This window comes from Microbacterium oleivorans NBRC 103075, from assembly GCF_001552475.1.
Lineage (GTDB): Bacteria > Actinomycetota > Actinomycetes > Actinomycetales > Microbacteriaceae > Microbacterium > Microbacterium oleivorans.
Map to the genome: position 1 here is coordinate 51761 of NZ_BCRG01000009.1, position 18424 is coordinate 70184.

The 18424-nt window shown below is 67.3% G+C and carries 26 protein-coding genes; 24 read left to right on the forward strand and 2 right to left on the reverse strand.

Features of this window, described 5'->3' with window-relative positions:
* From rplN to rplQ, 19 genes are all read left to right on the forward strand, one after another.
* Complete coding sequence (gene rplN, locus MO1_RS09960; protein ID WP_036309867.1) at nucleotides 1-369, forward strand: 50S ribosomal protein L14; 369 nt, start codon at nucleotides 1-3, stop codon at nucleotides 367-369.
* 2 nt (nucleotides 370-371) lie between these two features.
* The gene (gene rplX / locus MO1_RS09965) at nucleotides 372-731 is read left to right on the forward strand and encodes a 50S ribosomal protein L24 (protein WP_018187341.1); all 360 of its coding nucleotides are present in this window, start codon (nucleotides 372-374) and stop codon (nucleotides 729-731) included.
* 2 nt (nucleotides 732-733) lie between these two features.
* Nucleotides 734-1324 carry a 50S ribosomal protein L5 gene (gene rplE, locus MO1_RS09970; RefSeq protein WP_036309868.1) on the forward strand — a complete coding sequence of 197 codons (591 nt, stop codon included), beginning with the start codon at nucleotides 734-736 and terminating at the stop codon, nucleotides 1322-1324.
* A gap of 134 nt (nucleotides 1325-1458) precedes the next feature.
* Entirely contained in the window at nucleotides 1459-1857 is a 399-nt protein-coding gene (gene rpsH, locus MO1_RS09975; protein ID WP_036309869.1) for a 30S ribosomal protein S8, read from the forward strand.
* Nucleotides 1858-1863: 6 nt separating this feature from the next.
* Nucleotides 1864-2400 carry a 50S ribosomal protein L6 gene (rplF, locus tag MO1_RS09980; protein ID WP_036309870.1) on the forward strand — a complete coding sequence of 179 codons (537 nt, stop codon included), beginning with the start codon at nucleotides 1864-1866 and terminating at the stop codon, nucleotides 2398-2400.
* 2 nt (nucleotides 2401-2402) lie between these two features.
* Entirely contained in the window at nucleotides 2403-2762 is a 360-nt protein-coding gene (rplR, locus tag MO1_RS09985; protein ID WP_036309871.1) for a 50S ribosomal protein L18, read from the forward strand.
* Nucleotides 2759-3445: a 30S ribosomal protein S5 gene (gene rpsE / locus MO1_RS09990; RefSeq protein WP_036309872.1), complete on the forward strand. Its 687-nt coding sequence runs from the start codon at nucleotides 2759-2761 to the stop codon at nucleotides 3443-3445. Before rplR ends, rpsE begins: the two co-directional genes overlap by 4 nt.
* On the forward strand, nucleotides 3445-3630 hold the full coding sequence (gene rpmD / locus MO1_RS09995) for a 50S ribosomal protein L30 (protein ID WP_020098644.1): 186 nt from the start codon (nucleotides 3445-3447) through the stop codon (nucleotides 3628-3630). The genes rpsE and rpmD overlap by 1 nt, the downstream gene beginning before the upstream one ends.
* Complete coding sequence (gene rplO / locus MO1_RS10000; RefSeq protein ID WP_036309873.1) at nucleotides 3630-4190, forward strand: 50S ribosomal protein L15; 561 nt, start codon at nucleotides 3630-3632, stop codon at nucleotides 4188-4190. The genes rpmD and rplO overlap by 1 nt, the downstream gene beginning before the upstream one ends.
* A gap of 100 nt (nucleotides 4191-4290) precedes the next feature.
* Nucleotides 4291-5616 carry a preprotein translocase subunit SecY gene (gene secY, locus MO1_RS10005; RefSeq protein WP_036309874.1) on the forward strand — a complete coding sequence of 442 codons (1326 nt, stop codon included), beginning with the start codon at nucleotides 4291-4293 and terminating at the stop codon, nucleotides 5614-5616.
* Entirely contained in the window at nucleotides 5613-6206 is a 594-nt protein-coding gene (locus MO1_RS10010; protein WP_060915946.1) for an adenylate kinase, read from the forward strand. Before secY ends, MO1_RS10010 begins: the two co-directional genes overlap by 4 nt.
* Nucleotides 6206-7039, forward strand: a complete 834-nt coding sequence (gene map / locus MO1_RS10015; RefSeq protein WP_060915947.1) for a type I methionyl aminopeptidase — start codon at nucleotides 6206-6208, stop codon at nucleotides 7037-7039. Before MO1_RS10010 ends, map begins: the two co-directional genes overlap by 1 nt.
* A gap of 12 nt (nucleotides 7040-7051) precedes the next feature.
* Nucleotides 7052-7729: a DsbA family protein gene (locus tag MO1_RS10020; protein WP_060915948.1), complete on the forward strand. Its 678-nt coding sequence runs from the start codon at nucleotides 7052-7054 to the stop codon at nucleotides 7727-7729.
* Between the two features lie 139 nt (nucleotides 7730-7868).
* The gene (gene infA / locus MO1_RS10025) at nucleotides 7869-8090 is read left to right on the forward strand and encodes a translation initiation factor IF-1 (protein ID WP_017201569.1); all 222 of its coding nucleotides are present in this window, start codon (nucleotides 7869-7871) and stop codon (nucleotides 8088-8090) included.
* A gap of 65 nt (nucleotides 8091-8155) precedes the next feature.
* Nucleotides 8156-8272 carry a 50S ribosomal protein L36 gene (gene rpmJ, locus MO1_RS10030; protein WP_005050492.1) on the forward strand — a complete coding sequence of 39 codons (117 nt, stop codon included), beginning with the start codon at nucleotides 8156-8158 and terminating at the stop codon, nucleotides 8270-8272.
* A gap of 146 nt (nucleotides 8273-8418) precedes the next feature.
* Complete coding sequence (gene rpsM / locus MO1_RS10035; protein WP_036309878.1) at nucleotides 8419-8793, forward strand: 30S ribosomal protein S13; 375 nt, start codon at nucleotides 8419-8421, stop codon at nucleotides 8791-8793.
* 34 nt (nucleotides 8794-8827) lie between these two features.
* Nucleotides 8828-9226: a 30S ribosomal protein S11 gene (rpsK, locus tag MO1_RS10040; RefSeq protein WP_018171470.1), complete on the forward strand. Its 399-nt coding sequence runs from the start codon at nucleotides 8828-8830 to the stop codon at nucleotides 9224-9226.
* Nucleotides 9227-9343: 117 nt separating this feature from the next.
* Complete coding sequence (locus tag MO1_RS10045) at nucleotides 9344-10333, forward strand: DNA-directed RNA polymerase subunit alpha (protein WP_036309879.1); 990 nt, start codon at nucleotides 9344-9346, stop codon at nucleotides 10331-10333.
* 55 nt (nucleotides 10334-10388) lie between these two features.
* The gene (gene rplQ, locus MO1_RS10050) at nucleotides 10389-10958 is read left to right on the forward strand and encodes a 50S ribosomal protein L17 (protein WP_036309880.1); all 570 of its coding nucleotides are present in this window, start codon (nucleotides 10389-10391) and stop codon (nucleotides 10956-10958) included.
* A gap of 159 nt (nucleotides 10959-11117) precedes the next feature.
* Here rplQ and MO1_RS10055 read toward each other — a convergent pair whose 3' ends face one another.
* Nucleotides 11118-13064 carry an acyltransferase family protein gene (locus MO1_RS10055; RefSeq protein WP_060915949.1) on the reverse strand — a complete coding sequence of 649 codons (1947 nt, stop codon included), beginning with the start codon at nucleotides 13062-13064 and terminating at the stop codon, nucleotides 11118-11120.
* A gap of 192 nt (nucleotides 13065-13256) precedes the next feature.
* Between MO1_RS10055 and MO1_RS10060 the strand changes: the two genes are divergently transcribed.
* From MO1_RS10060 to truA, 3 genes are read left to right on the forward strand one after another with little or no spacing between them, the layout of a single operon-like run.
* Nucleotides 13257-14099: a universal stress protein gene (locus tag MO1_RS10060; protein WP_036309882.1), complete on the forward strand. Its 843-nt coding sequence runs from the start codon at nucleotides 13257-13259 to the stop codon at nucleotides 14097-14099.
* 34 nt (nucleotides 14100-14133) lie between these two features.
* Nucleotides 14134-15045, forward strand: coding sequence for a PfkB family carbohydrate kinase (locus MO1_RS10065; RefSeq protein WP_060915950.1), 912 nt, complete (start codon nucleotides 14134-14136; stop codon nucleotides 15043-15045).
* A gap of 22 nt (nucleotides 15046-15067) precedes the next feature.
* A complete protein-coding gene (gene truA, locus MO1_RS10070) occupies nucleotides 15068-15910 on the forward strand; it encodes a tRNA pseudouridine(38-40) synthase TruA (RefSeq protein ID WP_036309884.1) in 843 nt (280 codons plus the stop codon).
* A 76-nt stretch (nucleotides 15911-15986) separates the two neighbouring features.
* On the opposite strand, the gene MO1_RS10075 is transcribed toward truA, so the two are convergent.
* The gene (locus tag MO1_RS10075) at nucleotides 15987-16538 is read right to left on the reverse strand and encodes a hypothetical protein (protein WP_036309885.1); all 552 of its coding nucleotides are present in this window, start codon (nucleotides 16536-16538) and stop codon (nucleotides 15987-15989) included.
* A gap of 229 nt (nucleotides 16539-16767) precedes the next feature.
* Between MO1_RS10075 and MO1_RS10080 the strand changes: the two genes are divergently transcribed.
* Together MO1_RS10080 and MO1_RS10085 are read left to right on the forward strand one after the other, a co-directional pair.
* Nucleotides 16768-17394: a hypothetical protein gene (locus MO1_RS10080; protein ID WP_235186048.1), complete on the forward strand. Its 627-nt coding sequence runs from the start codon at nucleotides 16768-16770 to the stop codon at nucleotides 17392-17394.
* 193 nt (nucleotides 17395-17587) lie between these two features.
* Complete coding sequence (locus MO1_RS10085; RefSeq protein WP_060915951.1) at nucleotides 17588-18424, forward strand: hypothetical protein; 837 nt, start codon at nucleotides 17588-17590, stop codon at nucleotides 18422-18424.

Genomic DNA, 18424 nt, shown 5'->3' on the forward strand with positions numbered 1-18424 from the left:
ATGATCCAGAACGAGTCTCGCCTCAAGGTCGCCGACAACACCGGCGCCAAGGAACTCCTCACGATCCGCGTCCTCGGTGGCTCCAGCCGCCGTTACGCGGGCGTGGGCGATGTCATCGTGGCGACCGTCAAGGACGCGATCCCCGGCGGCAACGTCAAGAAGGGCGACGTCGTCAAGGCGGTCATCGTCCGTACCGTCAAGTCGACCCGTCGTCCCGACGGTTCGTACATCAAGTTCGACGAGAACGCCGCCGTCATCCTGAAGAACGACGGGGAGCCCCGCGGCACCCGCATCTTCGGACCGGTCGGTCGTGAGCTTCGCGACAAGAAGTTCATGAAGATCGTCTCGCTGGCACCGGAGGTCATCTGATCATGGCGCACATCAAGAAGGGTGACCTGGTTCAGGTCATCAGCGGCCGCAAGCAGGACAAGGGCGGCGACCGTGGCAAGCAGGGCGAGGTCCTCGAGGTCCTCGTCGAGCAGAACCGCGTCGTTGTGCAGGGCGTGAACTACGTCACCAAGCACAGCCGCGTGGGCCAGTCGCAGCGCGGCACCAAGACGGGCGGCATCGAGACGATGGAAGCCCCGATCCATATCTCCAACGTGGCGCTGGTCGACCCGTCGACCAAGAAGCCGACCCGTGTCGGCCACCGCGTCGAGGAGCGGACCAAGGACGGCGTCAAGCGCACCGTTCGCGTCCGTTACGCCAAGAAGAGCGGCAAGGACCTCTGAACATGAGCAACGCAACTGCCGCGGAGGCTGGCAAGATCCAGCCCCGCCTGAAGCAGAAGTACCAGGCCGAGATCAAGAAGGCCCTGCAGGAAGAGTTCGGTTACGCGAACGTCATGCAGATCCCCGGTCTCGTCAAGGTCGTCGTCAACACCGGTGTCGGTGAGGCTGCGCGCGACAGCAAGGTGATCGATGGTGCGGTCGACGACCTCACCAAGATCACCGGTCAGAAGCCGGTCGTCACCAAGGCCCGCAAGTCCATCGCGCAGTTCAAGCTGCGCGAGGGTCAGCCCATCGGTGCCCACGTCACCCTCCGCGGTGACCGCGCGTGGGAGTTCGTCGACCGCCTCGTCAACCTCGCCCTGCCCCGCATCCGCGACTTCCGCGGTCTGTCGGCCAAGCAGTTCGACGGCAACGGCAACTACACCTTCGGTCTCCAGGAGCAGTCCGTGTTCCACGAGATCAACCAGGACAAGATCGACCGCGTTCGCGGTTTCGACATCACGATCGTCACGACGGCGAAGACGGATGACGAGGGTCGGGCGCTTCTCAAGCACCTGGGCTTCCCGTTCAAGTCGGCTGACGCTCAGGCGTGATCCGATAAGATCGATCGTTCGGCCTCGGGGCGTGCTCCGGGGCCGAACGACTGCACAACTGAATATTGATCATTCATAGAAGGTCGCCTGTCGTGTAACGGCAGTCGAAACCTCGTGACTAAAGGAACACACTTATGACGATGACAGACCCGGTCGCAGACATGCTGACCCGTCTGCGCAACGCGAACTCCGCGCACCACGACTCCGTCGCGCTGCCGAGCTCGAAGCTCAAGACGCACATCGCCGAGATCCTCCAGCAGGAGGGCTTCATCTCCGGCTGGGAGGTTTCCGACGCTCGTGTCGGCCAGACCCTCACACTGACCCTGAAGTACGGCCCGAACCGCGAGCGGTCGATCGTCGGCATCAAGCGCGTCTCGAAGCCCGGCCTTCGCGTGTACGCAAAGTCGAACGAGCTTCCCAAGGTCCTCGGTGGCCTCGGTGTCGCGATCCTGTCCACCTCCTCTGGCCTCCTCACGGACCGCCAGGCTGAGCAGAAGGGCGTCGGCGGGGAAGTCCTCGCCTACGTGTGGTGATCTGACATGTCGCGTATTGGACGACTTCCCATCGACATCCCCGCCGGCGTGACCGTTTCGGTCTCCGGCCAGGACGTCGCAGTCAAGGGCCCCAAGGGCGAGCTCTCGCTCACCGTGGCGCAGCCCATCGAGGTCAAGGTCGAAGAGAACCAGGTTCTGGTCTCCCGCCCCGACGACGAGCGCGAATCCCGCTCGCTCCACGGGCTCACCCGCACCCTCATCAACAACAACATCATCGGCGTGACCCAGGGCTACACCAAGGGCCTCGAGGTCGTCGGTACCGGTTACCGCGTCGCTCAGAAGGGGTCGTCGGTCGAGTTCGCACTCGGCTTCTCGCACCCTGTTCTGGTTGAGGCTCCGGCGGGCATCACGCTCACCGTCGAGGGCAACAACAAGGTGACCGTGGCCGGCATCGACAAGCAGGCCGTCGGCGAGGCCGCCGCCAACATCCGCAAGATCCGTAAGCCGGAGCCCTACAAGGGCAAGGGTGTGCGGTACGCGGGCGAGGTCGTTCGCCGCAAGGCCGGAAAGAGTGGTAAGTAACCATGGCTCTTAAGTCGAAGTCCGACGCACGTTCGCGTCGCCACCTCCGTCTTCGCAAGAAGATCGTGGGCACCGAGGTGCGTCCGCGCCTCGTCGTGACCCGTTCCGCCCGCCACGTCTTCGTTCAGCTCGTCGACGACAGCAAGGGCACCACGCTGGCCTCCGCCTCGACCCTCGAGTCGGGTCTGCGCACGTTCGACGGTGACAAGACCGCCAAGGCCCGCAAGGTCGGCGAACTCGTTGCTGAGCGTGCCAAGGCTGCCGGCATCGAGACGGTCGTGTTCGACCGCGGCGGCAACCGCTACGCGGGCCGCGTCGCTGCGATCGCCGATGGCGCTCGCGAAGGAGGTCTGAACCTGTGACCGAGAACAAGGAGAACGAAGTGACCGCGACCGAGCAGCCCGCTGCGGCTGCGGCTACGGCCGAGGCTCCCGCCGAGCGTGAGCGCGAGCCGCGCCGCGGTGGCCGCGAGCGCAGCCAGACCCGCGACCGCAACTCGCGCGACCGGGGCGACAACCAGTTCCTCGAGCGCGTCGTCACGATCAACCGTGTGTCCAAGGTCGTCAAGGGTGGTCGTCGCTTCAGCTTCACCGCGCTCGTCGTCGTGGGCGATGGCAACGGTCTCGTCGGCGTCGGCTACGGCAAGGCGCGCGAAGTCCCCCTCGCCATCTCCAAGGGTGTCGAAGAGGCCAAGCGCAACTTCTTCCGGGTGCCGCGCGTCGGCTCCAGCATCCCCCACCCCGTCCAGGGTGAGGCTGCTGCCGGTGTCGTGCTGCTCCGTCCGGCTGCTGCCGGTACCGGTGTTATCGCCGGTGGTCCGGTTCGCGCCGTCCTCGAGTGCGCCGGCATCCACGACGTGCTGTCGAAGTCGCTGGGTTCGTCGAACACGATCAACATCGTGCACGCGACCGTCGCAGCGCTGAAGCAGCTCGAAGAGCCGCGCGCCGTCGCCGCTCGTCGTGGTCTCGACTTCGACCAGGTCGCGCCTGCGCGTCTGGTCCGTGCCGAGGCTGACGCCGTCAAGGCTGCAAAGGTGGGTGCATGATGGCTGCTCGTCTGAAGGTGACCCAGGTCAAGTCCAAGGTGAGCGAAAAGCAGAACCAGCGTGACACGCTGCGTTCGCTCGGTCTGAAGCGGATCAACGACTCCGTCGTTCGTCCCGATGACGCGCAGACGCGCGGTTACATCAAGACCGTCGCGCACCTCGTGAAGGTTGAGGAGATCGACTGATGGCTGAGAACAAGGACGAGACGGTCGAGACCGTCGAGCCCAAGGCCAAGAAGCCGGCAACCCGTAAGGCTGCGGCCAAGCCCGCTGCCGACAAGGCTGCCCCGAAGAAGGATGCAGCGCGCCCCGGCGTGCTGAAGGTCCACCACCTGCGTCCGGTCCCCGGCGCCAACGTCGCGAAGACCCGTGTCGGTCGCGGTGAGGGTTCCAAGGGTAAGACGTCGGGCCGCGGTACCAAGGGTACGAAGGCTCGTTACCAGGTCAAGGTGGGCTTCGAGGGCGGGCAGATGCCCCTCCACATGCGTACGCCGAAGCTGCGCGGGTTCAAGAACCCGTTCCGCGTCGAGTACCAGGTGGTCAACCTCGACAAGCTCGCGGAGCTGTACCCCAATGGTGGCGACGTCACCATCACGGATCTGGTCGCCAAGGGCGCCGTCCGCAAGAACGAGAAGGTCAAGGTGCTCGGCACCGGCGACATCTCGGTCGCGCTGACGGTCTCCGTCGACAAGGTCTCGGGATCGGCCGAGCAGAAGATCGTCGCCGCTGGCGGTTCGATCAAGTAATCACGTGCCAGGGGCCGGAGGGTAACCTCCGGCCCCTGTTGCCGTATGTTGGAATGCGGCGCGCCCCGACGCGCCCGGCATCCCACTGGAGGAAATCCCTTTGTTCAGCGCTATTGCGCGGGTCTTCCGCACTCCGGATCTCCGTCGGAAGATCGGCTTCACGCTCGGCATCATCGCCATCTACCGATTCGGCGCGCACATCCCGGCTCCGTTCGTCGACTTCCCGAACGTGAAGACCTGCCTGGACCAGTCCGGGTCCACCGAGGGGCTCCTCTCGCTCGTCAACCTGTTCTCGGGTGGCGCGCTGTTGCAGCTGTCGATCTTCGCCCTCGGCGTCATGCCGTACATCACGGGCACGATCATCGTGCAGCTCCTGCGCGTCGTGATCCCCCACTTCGAGACGCTGTACAAGGAAGGCCAGGCCGGACAGGCCAAGCTGACCCAGTACACCCGCTACCTGACGATCGCGCTGGCGCTGCTGCAGTCGACCACCCTCGTCACCGTGGCCCGCTCGGGTCAGCTCTTCGGTATCACCGGTGTCCCCGAGTGCCAGCAGCTCCTTACCGACGAGGCGTGGTGGGCACAGCTGCTCATGATCGTCACGCTGACCGCCGGTACCGGTCTCATCATGTGGATGGCCGAGCTCGTCACCGAGCGCGGCATCGGCAACGGCATGTCGCTGCTCATCTTCACCTCGATCGCCGCGACCTTCCCCTCCGCTCTGTGGAGCATCGCCGTCGCGCGCAGCTTCGAGATCTTCCTCCTCGTCCTCGCCGTCGGCATCGCGACGGTCGCGCTCGTCGTCTTCGTCGAGCAGTCCCAGCGACGCATCCCGGTGCAGTACGCCAAGCGGATGGTGGGTCGTCGGACGCTCGGCGGGAGCAACACCTACATCCCGATCAAGGTCAACATGGCCGGCGTCGTGCCCGTCATCTTCGCCTCGTCGCTCCTGTACATCCCCGCCCTCATCGCGCAGTTCAACGCGAACCCGGCCGCGAACGGTAGCGTGCCGGGCTGGGTCTCGTGGATCCAGGCCAACTTCGTCAACGGCGACCACCCGCTCTACATGGCGGTGTACTTCCTGCTCATCATCGGGTTCACCTACTTCTACGTCGCGATCACGTTCAACCCTGTCGAGGTCGCCGACAACATGAAGAAGTACGGCGGGTTCATCCCCGGCATCCGTGCGGGTCGCCCGACCGCGGAGTACCTCGACTACGTCCTGACCCGCATCACCCTGCCGGGTTCCATCTACCTGGGCCTCATCGCCCTGCTTCCGCTCCTCGCACTCGCGACGGTCGGCGCCAACCAGAACTTCCCGTTCGGTGGCGCCTCGATCCTGATCATCGTCGGTGTCGGTCTTGAGACGGTGAAGCAGATCGACGCCCAGCTCCAGCAGCGCCACTACGAAGGACTCCTCCGATGACGCAGACCCCCGCCCGCCTCCTGATCATCGGCCCGCAAGGTTCGGGCAAGGGGACGCAGGGGGCCCGGATCGCCGATCTCCTCGGCATCCCGACCATCTCGACTGGTGACGTGTTCCGTGCGAATGTGAAGGACGGCACGGAGCTGGGCCTGAAGGTCAAGGCACTGATCGATGCCGGCGACCTTGTGCCGGACGACCTGACGAGTGAGATCGTGCGCGACCGCCTGGCGCAGGAGGATGCCGCGGAGGGCTTCCTGCTCGACGGGTACCCGCGAAACCTGGGCCAGGTCGGCGACCTGGATGTGTTCCTCGACAGTCGTGGTGAGCCGCTCACGGCGGTCATCGAGCTCTCGGTTCCCCGCGACGAGTCGATCGCGCGCCTCTCGCGCCGCGCGGCCGAGCAGGGCCGGGCCGACGACAACGAGGAGTCGATCGCCAAGCGGCTCTCGATTTACGAGTCCGAGACCGCGCCCATCCTCGACGTCTATCGCGAGCGCGGCATCGTCGACGAGATCGACGGGGTCGGATCGCTCGACGAGATCACCGAGCGGATCACCGTCGCCCTCGCGGCGCGCGGCATCACCGCCTGATGGTGTTCCGCCGCTCCATCTACAAGACCCCCGCCCAGCTGCGCGCGATGGTGGCCCCGGGTCTCATCACCGCTGCTGCTCTGGATGCCGTCCGCCCGGCCGTGCGGGCCGGTGTCACCACCGCCGAGCTCGACGCGATCGCCGAGGCCACGATCCTCGCTGCGGGTGCCGAGTCGAACTTCCAGCTCGTCCGCGGGTATCGCCACACGACCTGCATCTCGGTGAACGAGGAGGTCGTCCACGGCATCCCGGGTGACCGCGTCCTGCAACCGGGTGACATCGTCTCCATCGACTGCGGTGCACAGCTCGACGGCTGGAACGGCGACTCCGCGATCACGATCGTCGTGCCCGACCCGGAGCGCCCCGAACTCGTCGCGGCGCGCCAGCGACTGTCGGACGTCACCGAAGGCTCGCTCTGGTCGGGAATCGCGGCCCTTGCGTCCGCGTCGCGGGTCGGTGAGATCGGCGACGCCGTGCAGACCTACGTCGAATCGTCGGGGGAGGGGTACGGCATCCTCCGCGATTACGTCGGTCACGGCATCGGCCGCAAGATGCACGAGGGGCCGACGGTCTTCAACTACCGCGTCGCCGACCTCGGTCCCGAGGTGCGTCCCGGACTGTGCGTCGCGATCGAACCGATGATCGTCGGCGGCGACGAAGCGACGCTGGTCGAAGACGACGACTGGACCGTCAGCACGGTCGACGGCACGGACGGCTCCCATTGGGAACATAGCGTCGCGGTGCACGATGGAGGGATCTGGGTGCTGACTGCGCCCGACGGCGGTGCCGCCGGTCTCGCACCGTTCGGCGTCACCCCGACCCCCATCTCCTGAGAGGACACGCACATGGCCACGGCCGCGCGCAAGACCAACTGGTTCGCCATCTGGATCAGCGTGGGGGTGGTGGTCGTCCTCGTCGGTGTCGTCGCCATCGTTGCCCTCCTGAACTCGCGCGCCACCGACCCCGGCCCCGTTCCGGCGTCGAGCGGCATCAACCGTGAGACCGGTGCGATCACCTTCGGCAAGGGACCCGACAAGGTTTCCACGTACGTCGACTTCATGTGCCCCTACTGCGGCCAGTTCGAGGCGGCCGAGGGCAAGGAGATCGCCAGCCTGGTCGACGAGGGGAAGATCACGCTCGAGGTTCACCCGGTCACGATCCTCGACCGTCTGTCGCAGGGCACCGAGTACTCCAGTCGTGCGGCATCCGCTTTCTATGCCGTCGCCGAGGCCGACCCCGCGAACTCCTACGCCTTCTTCCGTGCGCTGTACGACAATCAGCCCAAGGAGCAGACTCCGGGTCTCACCGACGATGAGCTCATCACGCTCGCGAAGGACTCCGGTGTCACGATGACCGCGAAGCTGGAGAAGACGATCAAGGACCACGAGTACGTCGGGTTCGCCCAGGCCCAGAAGCTCCCGGAGGGAGCGACCGGCACGCCGACGCTGATGGTCAACGACAAGATCGTTCCGGTCACGTACGACCCGAAGGCCGACATCCTCGCGAACCTGACGTCACGCTGACTCGACGACGCCCCGCCCGAGTGGCGGGGCGTCTCGATATCACGTACACTAAATCTTTGGTGCGTTGCGCCTGTTTCGGCGTGTCACCACAATCCCCACTCACCGCAGACCGACCGGTCTGCCAACTGTAAGCGAGCGTATGGCCAAGAAAGACGGTGTCATCGAGATCGAGGGCGTGATCTCCGAGGCTTTGCCGAACGCGATGTTCCGCGTCGAGCTCAGCAACGGTCACAAGGTCCTGGCCACGATCTCCGGAAAGATGCGGCAGAACTACATCCGCATCATCCCCGAGGACCGTGTGGTCGTGGAGCTCTCGCCCTACGACCTGACCCGCGGCCGCATCGTCTACCGCTACCGCTAGACCGGTCGAGAAGTAACGCCTCGCTCCTTCCGGAGCGGCGGCGAAGACAGCGAATCAGGAACATCATGAAGGTCAACCCCTCCGTCAAGCCCATCTGCGATCACTGCAAGGTCATCCGCCGCCACGGTCGCGTCATGGTCATCTGCAAGTCGAACCCGCGTCACAAGCAGCGCCAGGGCTGATGGGATGCCGCGCCTCGCGCGGCCCGCAGGCTCACAACTGAACACATAACGGCAGGATCAGAACCCGCGCAGCGGGGGACACCTCGGGTCGGAGGCCCGAGCACCGATCCTGCTCCACACCTCCACCGACTCCTAGGAGACATCGCATGGCACGTCTTGCCGGCGTTGACATCCCGCGTGACAAGCGCGTGGTGATCGCCCTCACCTACATCTACGGCATCGGCCGTACCCGCTCCGTTGAGATCCTCAGCTCGACCGGAATCGACGAGTCGATCCGCGTCAAGGACCTCTCCGACGAGCAGCTGGTTGCTCTCCGCGACCACATCGAAGGCACCTACAAGGTGGAAGGTGACCTCCGCCGCGAGGTTGCCGCAGACATCCGCCGCAAGGTCGAGATCGGCTCGTACGAGGGCATCCGCCACCGTCGCGGCCTGCCTGTGCGCGGCCAGCGCACGAAGACCAACGCGCGTACCCGCAAGGGTCCCAAGCGCACCGTCGCCGGCAAGAAGAAGGCGCGCTAAAGCGCCGCCGCCACAGGTTTAGGAGAACACTCACATGGCACAGGCCAAGTCCGCAGCGCGCAAGCCGCGCCGCAAGGAGAAGAAGAACATCGCGTTGGGCCAGGCCCACATCAAGTCGACGTTCAACAACACGATCGTTTCGATCACCGACCCCTCGGGTGCGGTCATCAGCTGGGCCTCCTCGGGTGGCGTCGGCTTCAAGGGCTCGCGCAAGTCGACCCCGTACGCCGCCGGTATGGCCGCCGAGTCCGCTGCGCGTCAGGCGCAGGAGCACGGCGTCAAGAAGGTCGACGTCTTCGTCAAGGGACCCGGCTCGGGCCGCGAGACCGCGATTCGTTCGCTGACCGCTGCCGGCCTCGAGGTCGGTTCGATCCAGGACGTCACGCCCCAGGCTCACAACGGCTGCCGTCCCCCGAAGCGCCGCCGCGTCTGATCTTCGACGGATGCCGGTGGCGACGACGCGTGTCGCGCCCCGGCATCCCGGACACAACTCAACACTTCACCAACTGCACGTGTCATATAGCGGTCACGTGACTGAAAGGAACACATAGTGCTCATTGCACAGCGTCCCACTCTGACCGAGGAGAAGATCGGCGACTTCCGGAGCCGGTTCGTCGTCGAGCCCCTCGAGCCGGGCTTCGGCTACACGATCGGTAACGCCCTGCGCCGCAGCCTGCTGTCGTCGATCCCGGGTGCCGCGGTCACCAGCATCCGCATCGACGGTGTGCTGCACGAGTTCAGCACCGTCCCGGGTGTGAAAGAAGATGTCACCGAGATCATCCTGAACATCAAGCAGCTCGTGGTGTCGAGCGAGCGCGACGAGCCCATCACCGCGTACCTGCGCAAGACGGGTGCCGGCGAGGTCACGGCTGCAGACATCTCCGCTCCGGCGGGTGTCGAGATCCACAACCCCGACCTGGTCATCGCGACGCTCAACGACTCGGCGAAGTTCGAGCTCGAGCTCACGATCGAGCGTGGCCGCGGCTACGTGTCGGCGACCCAGAACCGCAACGAGTACGCCGAGGCCGGTCAGATCCCGATCGACTCGATCTACTCGCCCGTTCTCAAGGTCAGCTACCGCGTCGACGCCACCCGTGCCGGTGAGCGCACCGACTTCGACAAGCTGGTTCTGGACGTCGAGACCAAGTCGTCGATCTCGGCTCGCGACGCTGTCGCGTCCGCCGGTCGCACGCTGGTCGAGCTGTTCGGTCTCGCTCGCGAGCTGAACGTCGAGGCCGAGGGCATCGAGATCGGCCCCGCGCCGGTCGCCGAGGTTCTCACGAACGAGCTGTCGATGCCGATCGAGGACCTCGATCTGTCGGTTCGCTCGTACAACTGCCTCAAGCGCGAAGGCATCAACACGGTGTCCGAGCTCGTCGCCCTCTCGGAGACGCAGCTCATGAACATCCGCAACTTCGGTCAGAAGTCGGTCGACGAGGTCAAGGACAAGCTTGTCTCGCTCGGTCTGTCGCTGAAGGACTCGGTTCCCGGGTTCGATGGCGCGCACTTCTACGGCGGCTACGACGACGAGACCGTCTGATCGGATCTCGGTCCGCCGAGTCCATTGACTGACTTTTTTCCCAGGAGTAATTGACATGCCCAAGCCCACGAAGGGTGCCCGCCTCGGAGGCGGCCCCGCACACGAGCGTCTGATGCTGGCGAACCTCGCCGCTTCGCTGTTCACGCACAAGTCGATCAAGACGACCGAGACGAAGGCCAAGCGCCTGCGTCCGTTCGCTGAGCGTCTGGTCACGTTCGCCAAGCGCGGCGACCTGCACGCCCGCCGCCGCGTCCTCGCGGTGATCGGCGACAAGAGCGTCGTTCACGAGCTGTTCGCCGAGATCGCCCCCCTGGTCGCCGAGCGTGAAGGTGGCTACACCCGCATCACGAAGGTCGGCAACCGCAAGGGTGACAACGCGCCCATGGCGGTGATCGAGCTCGTTCTCGAGCCCGTCGCCCCGAAGGCCAAGTCGACGAAGAAGGCTGCTCCGGCTGCCGCTGCGCCGGCCGCCGAGGAGCCCGCGGTCGAGGAGACCGAGGTCGAGACGCCCGCTGAGGACGCCGCCGACGCCGGTGCCGAGTCGCCTGCGGAGGGTGCTGCTGCTGAAGCCACCGCCGAAGACGCTGTCGCGTCCGAGGACGAGAAGGCCGACGAGGCCAAGTAAGGCTCCCTCTCCGGAGGGAATCCGAGGGCCCGCCCCCGTTTCGGGGCGGGCCCTTTTCCGTGCCCGCGGTGCCTCTGGGCCGGGCATGTGTGATCTCGGTGAGAGAACATGGTGTCGACCGGTGAGGCGGCGACCACCACGCGGAAAACGCGGCGGCGCTCAGCGCGGCGCGGGGAAGGTGTCGCGGACGGCCCACTGGGCGAGCTTCAGTCGGTACTGGAGCTCGGCGCGGCTGTTCTCCACGCTGTCGATCGCGTCGGCAACCGTGTCGGCGTACAGCGTCCCTCCGGTCGCGCCGGGGTGGATGCCGTCGCCCGCAAGTAGGTCTTCGTGACGCGAGATCGCGGCTGACCAATCGGCGATCGCGACTCCGGGTGTCTGATGCGCGAACGTTTCGAGCTCGTCGTTGACGCCGGGGATCCAGTCCCGCGGCGCGTGCGCGGTCACGAGGATGAGGGTGCGCCGGGGTCCGACATCCTTTTCCAGGCGTGCCAGCTCGTCCGAGCTGATCGATCCGTTGGTCCCGAGGCCGACGACGACGTAGTCGCGCAGCTCGCCCCGGGCGGCGAGGTCGTCGATGATGCGAACGCCGGTGCTCATGGAGCGCGACACCTTCGCGTCGATGTCGACTCCCGGCATCCGATCGAGCAGTCCGCCCGCGGAGGCGAGCATGACCGAATCGCCCACCGCGGTCACGCGGGCGCCGGGGACGCGTGCGGGTGCCGGGGGAGCGGGACGTCCGTCCGGCGGGGTGCAGATGCCGTCCTCATCGGCGAGATGCGCCGACGGGCACTCGGGGCGCAGCAGCGGGTCGCCGCTCGGGAGGGCCGCTCCGGGCAGCGTCGCGTGGTCGGAGGTTCCTGCCCCCGCCGCGAGCGCAGCCTGCCCGTCGCTGACGACCGCTTCGCTCGACGCCATGCGGGGCGCGTCGGCGACGGCGGCTGTCGTTCCGACGACGACGAGGATGCCGGCCGCAACCGCCGTGGTCGCGCCCAGGCGTCGGGTCGGGCCGCCGCGGAAGGCGCGCCCGACACCCCGGAGCGTGGCGCGGAAGCCGCGTCGCCGCACGGGCTGCTCGAGGAAGCGGTACGACAGCTCCGCAGCGACGACGGTGAAAGCGAGCGTGGCGAGGGCGACCTCGACGGGAACGGCGACGTCGGGGGAGGTGCGCGTCGTCGCGACCGTGAGCAGGACGACGAGCGGCCAGTGCCACAGGTAGATGCCGAACGAGCGTTCGCCGATCCAGCGGAGCGGTGCGACGTCGAGGATGCGTCCGAGCGGGGACCCGGGACGGACAGCCGCGGCGATCGAGACCACGGTCAGAACGGATGCTGCGACGAGCAGGCCCGGGAAGGTCTCCACACCGCGTCCCGGGGTGACGACGGCCAGCGCCGCGACCCCCGCGATCGCGAGCCCACCGACAACTGCGGGCACACCGCGTGTGCGCTCTGACGGCCGTGCGAAGGCGAGCGCGACACCCAGCAGCAGCCCGAAGGCATGGGTGTCGGTGCCGTAGTACACGCGCGTCACGTCTCCGCCGGCGAGGAGGAGTGCGGCGACAGCGGATGCCGCGGCCAGAGCGACGGCGACGATCACTCGGTCGCGGCGGAGCCTCAGCACGAGCGGGAGGAGGAGCGGCCACAGCAGGTAGAACTGCTCCTCGACGGCGAGGGACCAGAGGTTTCGGAGCAGCTCAGGTGCCGAGGAATCGAACGCTCCGCCCCCGAAATACGACGACCCGGCGGCGACGGCGAGCCAGTTGTACGCGAACGTCGCTGCTCCCGCGAGCTGGCCGCCCAGGCCCACGAGGACGTCCCCGCCGACCATCCAGGCGAGGGACGCGCAGACGAGGACCACGACCCCGATGGCGGGCAGGAGCCGGCGGGCACGACGGCGCCAGAACTCCAGAAGACCGACGCGGCCGTGCTCGTCGTGCTCCCGGACGAGAAGGGTCGTGATGAGGAACCCTGAGATCACGAAGAAGACGTCGACACCGAGGAACCCCGCCGGCAGCACAGGGAAGAGGTGGTAGACGACGACGAGCAGGACCGCGACGGCTCGCAGTCCGTCGAGTCCTGACAGGCGCGCAGGAGTGAGTCGGGTCATGTCGGGGGGACACAGAAGTCGGGGCCGGGTGGGCAAGATCGCCCTCCAGTCTAAAGAGGCATCCTGAGCACGCCCGGGTCCCTTCCGGCGCGGCGGGGCGCGGGATAGGTTGGCATCACCGAGAGACGGACGAGCGCCGCAGACGTCACCGCGATCGGGCGGTCGCATCGTCCCCAGGAAGGGGCGGTCATCATGGCGGGCAACATCATCGTCGGAGTCACGGGGGCATCGGTCTCGCGCCGAGCCGTCGATTGGGCCATCGAGCGCGCGACCCGGCGGCGGCAGTCGATCGAGCTCATCTCGGTCGTGGGGGGAGCGATCGGCGCGATCGGCGAAGCCGAAGTGCTCGGAGCGGCCCAGACCGCGACGCAGCAGTTGCTCGACGGTGAGGCGAAGCGAGTGGCGGATGCCGGTGTCCCGGTGTCGACGCGGGTCGAATCTGGCAACCCCGTGACGAAGCTCGTCGAGGCCTCTGCCGGGGCGGCCGTCCTCGTCATCGGAAGCGACTACCGCGGCACAGGCAGCGGACCCGCTCGCGGCGTCCACGGGATCCGGATCGCTGCGGGCGCCACGTGCCCCGTCGTCGTCGTCCCCGACCGCGACCTCGGCGAGGGAATGGGCGTGGTCGTCGGCGTCGACGGGTCCGACGTGACCGAGCACGCGATCGAGTTCGCGGCATCCGAGGCCGACCGTCTCGGCGAACCGCTCATCGCGGTGAGTGTGTGGACGCCCGTCAACACACCGCGGAACGCGATGGAGGTCTACCCCGACCTCTACCTTGCGAACATGCAGTCGATGACCGAGGAAGTGCTGGCGCTTTCTCTCGCCGGACTCTCGTCGCGCTATCCCGACCTCCGAATCGTCCGACGGGTCGAGCGAGGGCACCCCTCACAGGTGCTCACAGCCATCGCCGCCGATGCCCGCATGGTGGTCGTCGGCACGCACGGCCGTCGCGCTCTCGCCCGATTCCTCCTCGGATCGATCAGTCAGGAGCTGCTGTCGCACCTGCCGACGGTCACCGCCGTGGTGCGGTGACGCAGAAGCGCGGACGACGTGCGAAAGTGAGGGCATGACCCACACCGACACCGACACCGTCCTCGTCATCGGCGAGGCGCTGATCGACATCGTCGAGCAGAGCGGCGGCGACGCCGAATTCGTCGGCGGCAGCCCCGCGAACGTCGCCGTCGGCATCGCCCGGCAGGGCGTGTCCACTACGCTCCTCACTCGGCTCGGCCGCGACGACCGCGGCCGTCGCATCGCCGACCAGGTCGCCGCGTCCGGTGCGGCGATCGAGGAGTCCTCGTGGACGGATGCCGCGACGTCCACCGCGCGGGCGCGGCTGCGCGCCGACGGGTCGGCGGAGTACGACTTCGACATCGTGTGGGCGCTCGACGCCGCCGCAGTCGACGCGGCGGCGGGCGCGGCATCCGTCATCCATGCCGGTTCGATCGCCCTGTTCCTGCGGCCCGGGGGAGAGGTCGCCCTCGCTGCACTGGAGAACGCACGCAGCGCTGGGCGCATCGTCACGGTCGACCCGAACATCCGGCCGGCGCTCGTCGGCGACACGCCTCGCCCCGTCGCCGAGCGCGCGTTCGCCGCCGCGACGCTGGTGAAGCTGAGCGATGAGGATGCCGATGCGCTTTACCCCGGCATGCCGGCCGAGCAGGTGCTCGAGACCATCGCCGCCCTCGGCCCGCAGGTCGTCGTCATGACGCGGGGCGGAGAGGGCGCGCTCGCACTCGGTCGGTCGGGAGCGGTCGACGTCGCACCACTCACGGTCGACGTCGCCGACACGATCGGCGCCGGCGATGCCTTCATGGCGAGCCTCATCACAAGCGTCGTGGATGACGCCGATCTGCTGACGGGAGACGCCGACGCCCTGCGCCGGGCCCTCCGCCGCGCGGCGGTCATGGCGGGCATCACCGTGTCGCGCCCCGGTGCCAACCCGCCGACGCGTGCCGAGGTCGACGCGGCGCTCTGACCGCCGCGGATAGGCTGGCAGCGTGCGCCTGCGGATCGATCTCGCCTACGACGGCACCGACTTCCGGGGTTGGGCGCGACAGCCGAACCTCCGCACCGTGCAGGGCACCCTCGAAACGGCGATCGCCCGCATCCTCGGAGGTGACCCTCGACTCGTCGTCGCGGGGCGAACGGATGCCGGGGTCCACGCCTCCGCGCAGGTCGCCCACCTCGATCTGACGGAGGGGCAGGAACGTCGCCTGCTGTCGGGCCGGCATCCGGAGCCCCGCGCGCTCGCCGCGCGCATCAACGGCGTGCTGGGCCCCTATCCCGACGTCGCCGTCCACCGTGTCGACGTCGCCCCGGAGGGGTTCGACGCGCGCTTCTCGGCTGTCTGGCGTCGCTACGCCTATCGGATCGCCGACCGCACGACCGGGTACGACCCGCTCGAGCGCGGGCGGACGACCTGGGTCGGGGCATCCCTCGACGTGGCTGCCATGGATGCCGCTGCTCGCAGCCTGCGCGGACTCCACGACTTCGCCGCGTACTGCAAGCCGCGCGAGGAGGCGACGACGATCCGGACGCTCCTCGAATACGGCTGGCGTCGCGACGAGTCCGGCATCCTGGTCGCGTCCGTGAAGGCCGACGCGTTCTGCCACAGCATGGTGCGCGCCCTGGTCGGCGCCTGCGTCGCTGCAGGTGAGGGGCGTATCGAGGTGGGTCGTGTCGCAGAGATCCGCGATGAGCTCGCGCGTACGAACGAGATCAAGGTGCTCGCGGCGCGCGGACTGACACTGACCGAGGTCGGGTACCCCGCCGACGAACTCCTCGCGGCGCGGGCGGAGCAGACCCGCGCGCGGCGTGAGCTCGACCCGCCGGTCGCATGACACCTGCTGCAGACGAAAAGAACTCCCCCCGGCCGTAGCCGGGGGGAGTTCTTTATCGCGATGGTTCGCGAATGCCTTACGCCGTCTGGCGAGCGCGGCGGACCGAAGCGGCCACCGCGATGCTCGCACCGGCGAGAACGAGGACGCCGCCGCCGACCCAGAGGCCGAGGAGTGCGTCGCCGTCGAAGCCGTTGTTCGGCAGAACTCCGCCGCCCGTGCCACCCGTGGCTGCGACCGTGATGGTCACATCCTCGTTAGCCGCACCACTCGTCTCGCCGACAGCCGAGAGCGTGTAGGTGCCGGAAGCGTTGTCGGGGAGCGTGACGACCGCAGCAGCGGTTCCGTCTTCGTTCGCTTCCTTGACCTCGGTGGTCGAGTCGGTGCCGGCAGCGAACGCCACGAAGGCGAGGCTGGCGTCGGTGACGCCTTCACCGGTGAGGGTGAAGGTGACATTCTCCTGCGGCTCGAAGCCGGAGAACGGGAGGGTGACGGGCGCGCCGGGCGCGACGATCACATCGGTGTTCGCAGGAGCAGAGGGAGCGTAGGCGTTCGCGACGGCCGGGGCCGCGAAGACCGCCGCTGCGGCAACGACGAGAGCCGCCGCAGCCTTGCTGATCTTGTTCTTCATGGTTTCTCTTTCGGTCGTCGTAGGTTCGAAGCGCGGACGGCGAAAGAAAACCCAACCGGCCGCCCCCCGTTGGTTGGACATAGCCAGTATTCAGGAATCGCCCAGCAACGGCAACTAGAGCAGGTTTCGGTCTGGTAAATACTGACCCACTTCGTCATGTCCGAAGCGGCGGGCGAGTGGCACCCGCGCTTATAGACTGGCGTGACCGCGGGGAGGGGTCATGATGCGGATGAGAACCATGCGTCTGGCTGCCGCCGCGACGGTCGTCGTTGCGTCGGCTGCCCTGTCGGGATGCGGGCCGGCCCCCTGGGCGATGAGCACGCCGACCCCGTCCGAGCCGGTCAAGACCTCGGCCCCGCCCGTCGTTGTCGCACCCCCGGTCGAGAACGACCTGTCGAGCGGCTCCACGCAGCGCGACTTGACCGCCGGCGCAGTGAAGGTGGCCGTCAACTACTGGTCGGACCTGCGGATGGATCGCTGGACCCCGAACGCCGTCAAGCCCGTCAGCCTGTCTCTCGTCACGACGATCACGCCGAACGATGGCCAGAAGGTCTACCTGCAGAAGGCGACCATGCTGGCCGTGCCCGCCAGTGCCGAGGAGACCTTCGACGCCCTCGAGCCGCAGGTCGATCAGGCGAGCGTGAAGAACGGCTACCTGGTCCTCAAGCCCTACAGCTACTCGCAGACGTTCAACGTGGGCCAGGTCCCCGCCGACGCCACGTACGTGACTCTGCAGTTCACCTACGACTTCCTCGTTCAGACGAAGCCCAAAGCCGACGAGTACGCGAAGCAGACCGCGACCGACACGGTGACCGTGGCCATCGCGCAGCAGGCGGCATCCGGCTCGAACGATTGAGCGAGCGGATGCCGGGCCACCGGCATCCTGCACCTCAAGAACCTCAAGATCAGGTAAAGGCCACCACGAGGGATCGCGAAGTCCCGGGTTTCCGGCCGTCGCCGCCCCTACGGTCGAAGACGTGGCACTGGCGGCGGCGACCCGAACCCCGCCGCCGGTGCCCTCCACCCTTTAAATCGAACGAGGTTCGCGCATGCCCATCCGTCCCCTTGCCCGCCGCCGGTTGGCCGTTGTCGTCCTGGCGGCCGCAGCAGCGGTCTCGTTGTCGGGCTGCTCGCAGGTCGTCGAGGCGTTCAACTCCATCTCCGGCACGAGCAACAACGCGGCAGCGACGCCTGCTCCGAACGCCACCCCTGCGGCCGGTGCTGACGAGAAACCGTTCGACTCGCAGTTCAGCTACGACGGTTCGGTGCAGATGACATACGAGGTGGCCGACGGCCTGCAGATCGTCCTCGACTTCTGGGCCGTCGACTCCAAGCGCACCCAGGAATGGCACGCCGACAACCCGAAGACCTTCGGCTTCGCGGTCAACGTCAAGGACACCCGCGTCGATGAGAAGGCCGTCCTCAAGCAGAAGCGTCGCGTCTTCCTGGCGAACGTGACCATCAGCTCGCAGACCGCGCAGACCTCGAACCAGGTCGGCTCGCCGTTCCAGTTCAGCGCCGACCCGCGCACGCTCGTTCCCACCGACACGATCCGTTCCAACCGCGGCCTGCTGATCAACAGCTTCCAGGGCGGTCTGCTCGTCCCCGAGACGACGATCAATCAGCTGCCCCAGGACACCTACGGCCTGACGCTGCAGTTCGCGCTGGACATCTGGGTCGAGGGCACCGCGAACGACGACAAGTCGTTCGCGCAGCAGACGGTCTACCCGGTCATCCCGATTGCGATCTATCCTCGGGAGACAGAGGCCGAAGGATCCACGGGGGGATCGTCCGACGGAACGACATCGGGCGACACCACTCAGGGAAACACGGGCACCGACGGTTGGACATCGACCGGCGGCACCGGCGGTCCCACCACTCCGTGA